9 protein-coding genes are annotated in these 10,657 nt (G+C 62.4%); 7 read left to right on the top strand and 2 right to left on the bottom strand.

What is annotated here, in order from left to right; all coding sequences use genetic code 11:
• The 3 genes from AC1DWF_RS26610 to AC1DWF_RS26600 form a co-directional block, all read left to right on the top strand.
• A partial coding sequence (locus AC1DWF_RS26610) for an anthranilate synthase (protein ID WP_476842236.1) occupies positions 1 to 1,315 on the top strand: 1,315 nt, incomplete at its 5' end.
• Positions 1,316 to 1,361: 46 nt separating this feature from the next.
• Entirely contained in the window at positions 1,362 to 2,315 is a 954-nt protein-coding gene (locus AC1DWF_RS26605) for a cation diffusion facilitator family transporter (RefSeq protein WP_476781553.1), read from the top strand.
• 128 nt (positions 2,316 to 2,443) lie between these two features.
• Entirely contained in the window at positions 2,444 to 2,743 is a 300-nt protein-coding gene (locus tag AC1DWF_RS26600; RefSeq protein ID WP_476781534.1) for a putative quinol monooxygenase, read from the top strand.
• A 54-nt stretch (positions 2,744 to 2,797) separates the two neighbouring features.
• Here the strand turns inward: AC1DWF_RS26600 and AC1DWF_RS26595 are convergent, their stop codons facing one another.
• Entirely contained in the window at positions 2,798 to 3,787 is a 990-nt protein-coding gene (locus AC1DWF_RS26595) for a Bug family tripartite tricarboxylate transporter substrate binding protein (RefSeq protein WP_476781533.1), read from the bottom strand.
• Positions 3,788 to 4,009: 222 nt separating this feature from the next.
• Here AC1DWF_RS26595 and AC1DWF_RS26590 point away from each other — a divergent pair, with 222 nt between their 5' ends.
• Positions 4,010 to 5,092: an AbrB family transcriptional regulator gene (locus AC1DWF_RS26590; RefSeq protein ID WP_476842235.1), complete on the top strand. Its 1,083-nt coding sequence runs from the start codon at positions 4,010 to 4,012 to the stop codon at positions 5,090 to 5,092.
• Here AC1DWF_RS26590 and AC1DWF_RS26585 read toward each other — a convergent pair.
• Positions 5,082 to 5,417 carry a helix-turn-helix domain-containing protein gene (locus AC1DWF_RS26585; protein WP_476781552.1) on the bottom strand — a complete coding sequence of 112 codons (336 nt, stop codon included), beginning with the start codon at positions 5,415 to 5,417 and terminating at the stop codon, positions 5,082 to 5,084. The genes AC1DWF_RS26590 and AC1DWF_RS26585 overlap by 11 nt on opposite strands.
• Positions 5,418 to 6,287: 870 nt before the next feature.
• Between AC1DWF_RS26585 and AC1DWF_RS26580 the strand changes: the two genes are divergently transcribed.
• The 3 genes from AC1DWF_RS26580 to AC1DWF_RS26570 form a co-directional block, all read left to right on the top strand.
• Entirely contained in the window at positions 6,288 to 6,995 is a 708-nt protein-coding gene (locus tag AC1DWF_RS26580; protein WP_476781531.1) for a hypothetical protein, read from the top strand.
• Between the two features lie 365 nt (positions 6,996 to 7,360).
• Positions 7,361 to 9,028, top strand: coding sequence for a 2-isopropylmalate synthase (gene leuA, locus AC1DWF_RS26575; protein ID WP_476781551.1), 1,668 nt, complete (start codon positions 7,361 to 7,363; stop codon positions 9,026 to 9,028).
• A 135-nt stretch (positions 9,029 to 9,163) separates the two neighbouring features.
• Positions 9,164 to 10,657: tetratricopeptide repeat protein (locus AC1DWF_RS26570; RefSeq protein ID WP_476842234.1), on the top strand; the 1,494-nt coding region annotated here is incomplete at its 3' end.

The raw sequence follows: 10,657 nt of genomic DNA, 5'->3' as shown, positions 1-10,657 counted from the left end.
CCCTTCGCCCTATTCGTTCTTCATCAATCTCGGCGAAGGCGAATATCTGATCGGCGCGTCGCCCGAAATGTTCGTGCGCGTCAATGGTCGCCGCGTCGAGACCTGCCCGATCTCGGGCACGATCAAGCGCGGCGACGATGCCATCTCCGACAGCGAGCAGATCCTGAAGCTGCTCAACTCGAAGAAGGACGAGTCGGAGCTCACCATGTGCTCGGACGTCGACCGCAACGACAAATCCCGCGTCTGCGAGCCCGGCTCGGTGCGTGTCATCGGCCGCCGCCAGATCGAGATGTATTCGCGTCTCATCCACACAGTCGACCACATCGAGGGCCGCCTGCGCGAAGGCATGGACGCCTTCGACGCCTTCTTGAGCCACGCCTGGGCGGTGACCGTCACCGGCGCGCCCAAATTGTGGGCCATGCGTTTCATCGAGCAGAACGAGAAAAGCCCACGCGCCTGGTATGGCGGGGCGATCGGCATGGTGCATTTCAACGGTGATCTCAACACCGGCATGACTTTGCGTACCATCCGCATTGAGGACGGTATCGGCGAGGTGCGCGCAGGCGCCACCCTGCTCTACGATTCCGTTCCCGAAGAAGAAGAAGCCGAAACCGAACTGAAGGCCTCAGCCATGCTTTCCGCCATCCGCGACGCCAAGACCGGCAATGCCCCCGGCAACGAGCGCACCACCGCCCGCGTCGGCGAAGGGGTGAAGATCCTGCTCGTCGACCACGAGGATTCTTTCGTCCATACGCTCGCCAACTACTTCCGCCAGACCGGCGCCGATGTCTCGACCGTGCGCTCGCCGGTGCCCGAAGAGATATTCGACCGGGTCAAGCCCGACCTCGTCGTGCTCTCGCCCGGCCCCGGCACGCCCAAGGATTTCGACACCGCGGCAACCATCAAGAAGGCGCGCGCCCGCGACCTGCCGATCTTCGGCGTGTGCCTTGGCCTGCAGGCGCTGGCCGAAGCCTATGGCGGCGAACTCCGGCAGCTCGCCGTGCCAATGCACGGCAAGCCGTCGCGCATCCGCATCTCCAAGCCGGGCATCATCTTCTCGGGCCTGCCCAAGGAAGTGACCGTCGGCCGCTACCATTCGATCTTCGCCGATCCAGTGCGCCTGCCTTCCGATTTCGTCGTCACCGCCGAGACCGAGGATGGCGTGATCATGGCGTTTGAACACAAGAAAGAACCGATCGCGGCGGTGCAATTCCATCCCGAATCGATCATGACGCTCGGCCACGACGCGGGCATGCGCATGATCGAAAATGTGGTTGCGCACATGCCGCGCAAGGCCAAGGACAAGGCGGCCTAGCGGCCGCCATCAGCGTCCAAGCCGACAGGAGCCAAAACAGAAAATGATGACGCAGACCCAAACGCAGGGCTCAGCCACGCGCAGCCAGCCATCTTCGGCCAAGCGGCGCGTTGCCAAGATCGCCTTCTGGTCGATCATCGTCGGCTCGGCCGTGATGGCGCTGAAGTTCGTCGCCTGGTGGCTGACCGGCTCGGTCGCGCTTTATTCGGACGCCCTGGAGTCGATCGTCAACGTCGTCGCCGCGATGGCCGCGTTCTGGGCAATCAAGGTCAGCCACAAGCCGGCCGACCTCGACCACCAGCATGGCCACCACAAGGCCGAATATTTCTCGGCGGTGCTCGAAGGCGTGCTCATCATCGTTGCCGCCCTTCTGATCCTGTTCGAGGTCTGGCGCAGCTGGGGCGTGCCGATGAATGCCCAAGAGCCTTGGCTCGGCCTCGGCATCAATGGCTTTGCCGCCGTCATCAATGCGTTCTGGGCCGGCATGCTGATCCGCGTCGGCCGCTCCGAGCGCTCGCCGGCCATGGTCGCCGACGGCCACCACATCATGACTGACGTGGTGACATCCGCCGGCGTGCTGATCGGCCTTGTCGGCGCCATTGTCACCGGCTGGACGATCCTCGACCCGCTGCTGGCGGTGATCGTGGCACTCAACATCTTGTGGCAGGGCTGGCACGTCATCAGTTCATCGATGGACGGGCTGATGGACCGCGCCGTAGAGCTCGACGAGCATATGCGCATCCGCGACATCATCTCGTCCAACTCCAAGGGCGCGATTGAAGTCCACGATCTCAAGACCCGCATCGCCGGCCGCGCCACCTTCATCGAGTTCCACCTGGTTGTCGATGCCGACATGAGCGTCGGCGAAAGCCATGTCATCTGCGACCGCATCGAGGATGCACTGCGGGAAGAAATCCCCTCGGTTCGTGTCATCATCCATGTCGAACCGGATGACGAAGCCAAGCTGCCCAAGGGCACGGTTGCGGTGCCCTTCGCTTGAACCCGCTGCCAGCCTTCCCGTTGTCAGGATGATGTCGGCAACGGCGCCGAAACAAGGGGCTGCCTCTGGACATTAGCCGCCGGCGCAAGCTCTATCCAGCCAGCGGACGGCGAGATGCGAGGTCTGACATGTACGGTCTGATAGGAAAGATGCGGGCGCAAGCCGGCAAGCGCGACGAACTGCTGGCCATTCTTCTTGGCAGCACCGGCGCCATGCCGGGTTGCCTGAGCTATGTCATCGCCAACGACCCGGCCGACGCCGACGCGATCTGGATCACCGAGGTGTGGGACAACAGCGCAAGCCACAAGGCGTCGTTACAACTGCCGGAAGTCCAAGCCGCGATCAAGCAGGCAATGCCGATGATCGCCGGCTTCGACTCCAGCACCGAGATCGAACCGGTCGGCGGCTTCGGGCTGCCAACGGCCTGAATGGCAAGCCTGGACGGCGCGTCGCCGAAAACGACACGCCGCCCGGCAAACGGATCAATCGATCTGGATGTTGGCGTCCTTGACCACCGGGCCCCACTTGGCGAGCTCGGCCTTGACGTGGGCTGCGAGTTCTTCCGGCGTCGAGCCAACGATCTTGGCGCTGAAGCCGTTCATCTTTTCGATCACAGCCGGGTCGGTCATGGCCTTGTTGGCCGAGGCGTTCAGCCGGTCGACGGCATCCTCGGGCGTGCCTGCCGGCGCAAACAGCGCATTCCAAGTGTAGGTTTCGTAGCCGGGAACGCCTGCCTCGGCGATCGTCGGCACATCGGGGAAGGACGGGGCGCGTTCGGCCGTCGTCACACCAAGCGCCCGCAGCGTGCCGCCCTTGATGTGCGACGACGAGGACGGCAAATTGTCGAACATGATCGGCACCTGGTTGCCGACCACGTCGTTCAGCGCCGGACCCGCACCTTTGTAGGGAATGTGCTGGATGCTGACGCCGGCCATCGCCTTGAACAGCTCGCCGGAAAGGTGCAGCGGCGTGCCGTTGCCCGACGAGGCATAGGAATATTTGTCGGGTTCGGCCTTCAGCAGCGCGATCAGTTCCTGCACGTTCTTGACCGGCAGCTGCGGATTGACGACCAGCACATTGGGAACGATCACCAGCAGCGAAACCGGCGTGAAATCCTTCTCCGGATCATAGGGCTTGGTCTTGAGGATGAGCGGGTTGAGCGCGTGCGTGGCGACCGTGCCCATCAGGATCGTGTAGCCATCCGGATCGGCCCGGGCGACGCGATCGGCACCAATATTGCCGCCGGCACCGGCGACATTTTCGACGACGACCTGCTGGCCAAGATCGTCCGACATCTTCTGCGCGATGATGCGGGCGACGACGTCGGTCGAGCCTCCGGCGGCAAAAGGCACCACCAGCGTCACGGTCCGGTCGGGGAATTGTTGGGCGAGGGCCTGCGGCGCCAGCGCCAGCAGGGAAACAGCGGAAAGCCCCAGCGCCAGTGTCGCGCGGCGCGTGAATTTCGAGATCATCAGTGCACTCCTCCACACATGTTCGGCAGTGCCTCCTCGCCTGCCATCGAGACCGGTGAACGTATGAGCTTTGCATACGCTGTCAATGCGACATTCGAGGTAGAAGATGCGGCGACCCTCGTTTGGTCCGCAGAGGCGATGGCATCACATTCACGCCTTGGCCCTTGCATTTTGCGCCCTGCAAGACTGACATCATCTGCCAAAAGCGTCTAAGACGGCGCCATGAAACCAGCCCCGCAGCCCGAAGCCCCGCTCACCAATACAAGACCCTGGCTGCAATGGCTCATGCTGCTGGTCTGTTCGGTGCTGCTGGCTGGCGTGCTCGAAATCGCGCATTTGCCCGCCGCCCTTCTGGTCGGGCCGATGCTGGTCGCCATCTTGCTCGGCAGCAACGGCGCAACGGTGCGCGTGCCCAAGCCGCTGTTCGTCTCGGCACAGGCGCTGATCGGCTGCCTCGTCGCCAGTTCGATCTCGACCGGCATCTTCACCACATTCGCCGCCGAATGGCCGCTGTTTTTGGGCGCGGCCGTCGCCACGGTCGCCGCCAGCAGCTTCCTCGGCTGGTTCATCTCGCGGCTGAAAGTGCTGCCGGGCACGACCGCAGTATGGGGCTCAGCTCCAGGTGCTGCCACCGCCATGGTGCTGATGGCCGATGCCTTCGGCGCCGACGCGCGGCTTGTCGCCTTCATGCAATATCTGCGCGTCATCATGGTCTCGATTGCCGCCGCAGTCGTCGCCCGGCTCTGGGTCGACACGTCAGGCGTCGAAGCGCCCACGCTCGAATGGTTTCCGACAATCGTCTGGCCGGCCTTCGGCGCGATGATCGGCGTCGCCGTAGTGGGCGGTACGATCGGATATCTCCTGCGTATCCCCTCGCCCTACTTCGTCGGCGCAATGATCGTCGGTGCGGTCGTGCATCTTGGTTTTGGTGTCGAGCTACAGCTGCCCGAATGGCTGCTCGCGCTTGGCTACACGCTGATCGGCTGGTCGATCGGGCTCAACTTCACCCGGCCGATCCTGCGCCATGCTGCGCGGGCCTTGCCGCAGGTGGTAGGCTCAATCGCGGCTCTGATGGCCTTTTGCGGCATGCTGGCCTTCGGGCTGCACAYCATCCTTGGCGTCGATCCGCTGACGGCCTATCTCGCGACGAGCCCCGGCGGCATGGATTCCATCGCCATCATCGCCGCCGCCTCCAAGGACGTCGACCTGTCCTTCGTGCTGACCTTGCAAATGCTGCGCTTCATGATCGTGCTGATGTTCGGCCCGGCCCTGGCCAAGCTGGTCGCCAAGGCGATCAAGGATTAGACGTTTGCCGGCCTGACTGCGGCTCGGCCGTGCAGTTGTGCTGTCGCCACGCCGTCGGGCTTAGGCCGGTCACCCGCAGAAACTCGCGATTGAAATTCGACTTGGTGAGAAATCCGGCGTCGAACATGATCCGCGTCACCGGCTCGTCGGTCGACGTCAGCAGCCGGCGGGCCTCCTCGATACGGTGGTTGTTGACGTATTGCGACACGCTCATGCCGTGGATGCGGTTGATGGCAAGCGAGACCCGCCGCGCCGGCAGGTTGAGTTTCCTGGCGATGCGCCCAAGATTGAGGTCGACATCCCTGTAGAGGTGTTTTTCGCGCATCAGCGCATCGACAGACGCCGCGACGGCTGAATCCTCTTCGGTCGCCTGAGGCTCGTTGCTGCCTGACAAAGCGGGCTCCACCGTTCTGGCTCGCCATCGACGCAGCTCCGCCAAGGACCAGCAGAGCGATGACATTCGCGTAGCCGACAACAGCGCCCGAATACGCCCCACCAGTCCACTGCAGATCGAGGGTGATGATCACGTCGGTGACCGCAGAGCCAATGATCCAGAATGCAGTTACCAGCAGGGAGCGATAGGAAACGACCGAACCGTCGAGGCGCGAGGCAATGAGACCGTCAGGCCCATGCCGTGCCAGCCACAGCAGTGCTGTGCCGTAGGACAAAAAAACAATGGTGATCAGCGGACCGACCGGCTCGCGCCAGAAGATCAGCAGCACGAGCACAAGGCCGGCCGGCAGAAAATGCGGCCAGATCAGCGGTTTAGACGCTCCTGTTTGCTCGACTGCGAGGTTGCGGAAACTGATCCAGGCCAGGGCTGCGATGGTGACCGCGAGTACGGATTGAACGGGCAGGACCTCGCGCAGGTCGTAACCCCAACGCAGCCCAATCAATATGGACTGCAATGCATAGGCTGACATCAGCAGGATAAAATAGCGATTCTGCTCAAGGCCCGCCTCGCCCTGGCGCACCATGCGTACGAGCATGATGGCAAGCAGCAGCGCCACGACGAACGGCAGGGGAACAAAAATCATCGGGCACGCGGTCCATACGAAGCGGCAATTGCAGGTGAGAATGTCCTTTATCGCAATTGCGGTCGACCCGGATCGTGTTTGAGGTCGAGATAATCAGCATCCCGGAGCACCGATCAACGGCCGCCACTTCAGGCCGCAAAAACGATCGGAGTTTCAAAATGAAAAGCCAACTGCTCACACTGGTGATTGTTGCAGGCGCTGCCACCTTGCCGGCCAATGCCGCGGAATCGGCGAGGAAAACGCTCGACGTCTCCGCTATCACCGCAATTTCCATCATTGGCGACGCAAGCTCGGTACACATCACCACCGACGAGGCGCCATATCAAGCGAGCCTCGGCAGCCGCAGGAACGGGTGGTTGACGCAGTGGTATTCGAGCTGGTTCTTCAGCGATTGCCGCAATGCCAGCGAGATGCGCATCGAAGGCACGACGCTTTACGTCAATGTGCTTCCGCCTTCATGGATCGACCTGTCCGATTGTGTTGCCGCCATCAGCGCCAATGTGCCAAAACACAGCGCCGTCAGCATCGATCATGCCGCATTGCAGGCCATCCTCGCCGGTGAATTTGGCGCGGTTCGCATCGTAAGCAAGGCCGCCGATGTTTCGCTCGACGGCCGCGCCGAAAGCGTCGATTTGAAAGGCGAAGCGGTCAAGGCCCGCCTCAACTTCGCAACCCTCAGGCAGGACGAAACCGTCGACATCGATGCCAAGGCGCTCGATGTCTATCTTGGTTTCGGCAAGGGCGTGCCGATCAGCTATTCCGTCACCGCCGGGGCAGCGCTCGTCGACAGTGCCATCGTCAACACTCCAGGTGCCAAACCGGAAGTGCGCATCAAGAGCGACTTTGTCCGCGCGACGATACGCTGAGGCCTGCACTCGCTTGACGCGCGCCACCCTTGCGCGCCAAAGACGGCTCCTGTAAGAGAGCGGCCATGACTTCGCGCAAGATCAACAAAATCTCCCGTCCGGCCGCTTTTGCGGGCGAGACGCTGCGCGCGCTTTCTTCGGCTCTGCTTCTTCTCAGCCTTATCGGCGATCGCCGGGCTCGTTAAGGGAGCGTCCGGCGGTCGAATTGCCGCCGCGGCATTAGCTCCTTTACTCTTCACAACAGAACCCAAATTCTGATTTAAAACCGCTGAAGCGTGCGCGCCAAGTCGTGCATGGCGGCCAAGAGAACGAGACCGACAATGAGCAAGACCACCCACGCAGCCGATGCCGGCCGCAGCGCCGGCATGCCGACCGCCGCAGTGAAGTACCAAGCCTATCACAAGATCGACCTGCCCAACCGGACCTGGCCGTCCAAGACCATCGACAAGGCACCGATCTGGTGCTCGGTCGATCTGCGCGACGGCAACCAGTCGCTCGTCGACCCGATGGGCCATGACCGCAAGGCGCGCATGTTCCAGCTGCTGCTCGACATGGGTTTCAAGGAAATCGAGATCGGCTTTCCCTCGGCCTCGCAGACCGACTTCGATTTCGCCCGCTGGTGCATCGAAGAGGGCAATGTCGCCGACGACGTGTCGCTGCAGGTTCTCGTCCAGTGCCGCCCCGAATTGATCACCCGCACCTTCGAGGCGCTGCAGGGCGCGCATAAGCCGATCGTTCATTTCTACAATTCGACCAGCGAGTTGCAGCGTCGCGTGGTGTTTGCCAAGGATGTCGCCGGCATCAAGCAGATCGCCACCGACGCCGCCAAGATGATCACCGACATGGCGGCCAAGGCCGGCGGCGGCTATCGCTTCGAGTATTCGCCGGAAAGCTTCACCGGCACCGAACTCGAAGTCGCGCTCGAAATCTGCAACGCTGTCACCGAGATCATCAAGCCAACGGCAGACAACAAGCTGATCCTCAACCTGCCATCGACGGTCGAGATGGCGACGCCCAACATCTATGCCGATCAGATCGAGTGGATGTGCCGCAACCTCGACAACCGCGAGAACCTGATCATCTCGCTGCACCCGCACAACGATCGCGGAACCGGAATCGCGGCCACCGAACTCGGCCTGATGGCCGGTGCCGACCGTGTCGAAGGCACGCTGTTCGGCAATGGCGAGCGCACCGGCAACGTCGATGTCGTGACGCTGGCACTCAACATGTTCACGCAAGGGGTCGATCCCAATCTCGACTGTTCAGACATCGAGCGGATCAAGGAAGTCTACGAATATTCGAACCAGATGGTCATTCCCGAACGCCACCCCTATGTCGGCGAACTGGTCTACACCGCCTTCTCCGGCTCGCACCAGGACGCGATCAACAAGGGCATGAAGGCGATCAAAGTCGCCAACAAGCCGTTGTGGGAAGTGCCCTACCTGCCGATCGACCCGGCCGATGTCGGCCGCAGCTACGAGGCGATCATCCGCATCAACTCGCAGTCAGGCAAGGGCGGTATCGCTTATGTGCTCCAGGCCGATTATGGCCTCAACCTGCCGCGTTCGCTGCAGGTCGAGTTCAGCCAGGACATCCAGGCGATCACCGACACCGAAGGCAAGGAAGTCTCGCCCAAGCGCATCCATGAGCGCTTCCTCGAAGTCTATGTCGACCAGCCCGCCGCGCGCCTCAAGTTCGTCGACCACCAGACCTTCCCTGATCCTGTGATGAAGGGCCGCCGCGTCGTCGAAGCGACCATTGTCGACAACGGCAAGGAGGTGACGATCTCGGGCACAGGCAATGGCCCGATCGACGGTTTTGTCGACGCTCTTTCGCGTCACATCGGCATCGACCTTTCCGTGCTCGACTATTCCGAGCATTCGATCCAGCGCGGCTCGAACGCCTCGGCCATCTGCTACATGGAAGTGGAATATCCCGGCGGCCGCCTGTTTGGCGCCGGCATCAACACCAATATCGTGGCTGCCTCGCTTGAAGCGGTGGTTTCAGCGGCCAACCGCATCCTGTCGCGTTAAGGTTAACTCGACTTCGAATACGCCTCGCCCGTGGATAACGGCGAGGCGTTTGCCCATCGTTGTTCAGCGCGCTTGTGCGCCGACGCCAGCTGTCTATGATCGGGCCATTCGTACCGGTTCGAAAAGGGTCGATACTTGGTTGCCTCCACGCCTGCTGCCCCCGCAGTGCGCGAAGCGCTTGAGCGGCTTGTTGCCAGCGAGACCTTCGGCCGATCCGACCGGGCACGAAAATTGTTGCGCTATCTTGTCGAGCGCGAGCTCGCCGGCGATGCCGAGCGGCTGAAGGGTTTTGCCATCGCGGTGGATGTGTTCGGCAAGGACGCCGAGTTCGATTCCGCGACCGACGCGGTTGTCCGCGTCCAGGCCGGACGCCTGAGAGAACTGCTTGGCCACTATTATGCCGCCGAGGGCAGCACCGATCCGATCCGCATCGTCATTCCGCGCGGCAGCTATGTCCCAACATATGAGGCAGTGGCCGAACCCCTGCCTGACGCCCCCTCCTCCGGTGAGATTCAAGGCGACACCGCTGTCGCGGCCACTGACGCCGTCCTTGCCGGGAACCACCAGCATCAGGGCGAGGAGGCGCAGGCCGATCCGGCTTATTCCGGCACCAGCGTCAAGCGGCAGCTGCGCTATTTCTGGGCGGCAATGGCGCTGGTCATCGTCATGCTCGGCATATTGGTTTTCCGCAATTTCGGCGGCCCCATCGGAATCGACATCGCCGGCCTGAGCGATTTCCGCGGCGCCACCTCGAGCATCGGAGATGCCGTCGACCAGCTGCCGGCCGTGCATATCCATTCGGCCTCGGAGGGCGGGCAGACAGCGCGCGTGGCGACCGTGTTGCGGACGGCCCTGTCTGGCTTCGATACGATCGACCTCATCGCCCGCGACCGACCCGAAGCCGCCAGGCGCGCCGACGCCACAGATTTCGACTTCACCGTCAATGCTGGTCCCAGCAGCGGATCGGTGCTGGTCGAGCTTCAGCACATGGCCAGCGGCAGGATCCTGCTGTCTCGTGTTTTGTCCCCGCAAGACGTCAGCCCCGACGTCATCGACGACCGCATCGCCGAAATCGTCACCTCGACGATCCCCGCTTCGGGCATGGTCTATGGCTACATCGAGCAGAATGGGTTGCAGCGAGGGCTGACAGCCTGTCTGTTGCTCAGCGGCGATTACTACATGGATCAGAATGCCGCCAAGCATCGCGCCGCTTACCAGTGCATGGAACAGCTGTCCAAGCGCGGCGCGAAGTCGCCCGTGGTCTACGCCGAACTCGCCTCGCTGCAACAGGAGGCGGTGACCGACAACTATCCCTATCCGTCCAACGCCTCGACAGAGGGCGCATATGCCCTTGCCCATAGTGCGGTGCAGATGGGCTCCACCAGCCCCTACGCGCATCGCGCATTCGGCTATCTGCAATCGCGTGTCGGCGATGGCTCCGAGTCCATGCGCTGGATACGCAAGGCCTACGAACTCAACACCTATGACCTGACCATGGCCGCTTCATATGGCTACGCCCTGGTGCTTGCGGGCAGTTACAGCGACGGCGTGCCGATCATGAAGCGTGCCGTCGAAAGCACCAGCGCGCACCCAGGCTGGTGGGACTACGGATTGTTCCTGGGCGAGTTC

The sequence above is a fragment of the Aminobacter sp. P4_D5 genome (genome assembly GCF_056401815.1).
Note: the sequence above shows the minus strand (reverse complement) of the source record. Positions and strands in the feature narration are given on the sequence as shown.

Excerpts from the sequence above, each read along its gene's own strand:
- AC1DWF_RS26600 (WP_476781534.1), top strand. The coding sequence starts at position 2,444 with ATGTACGGTCTGATAGGAAAGATGCGGGCGCAAGCCGGCAAGCGCGAC.
- AC1DWF_RS26605 (WP_476781553.1), top strand. The coding sequence starts at position 1,362 with ATGACGCAGACCCAAACGCAGGGCTCAGCCACGCGCAGCCAGCCATCT.
- leuA (WP_476781551.1), top strand. The coding sequence starts at position 7,361 with ATGCCGACCGCCGCAGTGAAGTACCAAGCCTATCACAAGATCGACCTG.
- AC1DWF_RS26585 (WP_476781552.1), bottom strand. The coding sequence starts at position 5,417 with ATGCGCGAAAAACACCTCTACAGGGATGTCGACCTCAATCTTGGGCGC.
- AC1DWF_RS26595 (WP_476781533.1), bottom strand. The coding sequence starts at position 3,787 with ATGATCTCGAAATTCACGCGCCGCGCGACACTGGCGCTGGGGCTTTCC.
- AC1DWF_RS26580 (WP_476781531.1), top strand. The coding sequence starts at position 6,288 with ATGAAAAGCCAACTGCTCACACTGGTGATTGTTGCAGGCGCTGCCACC.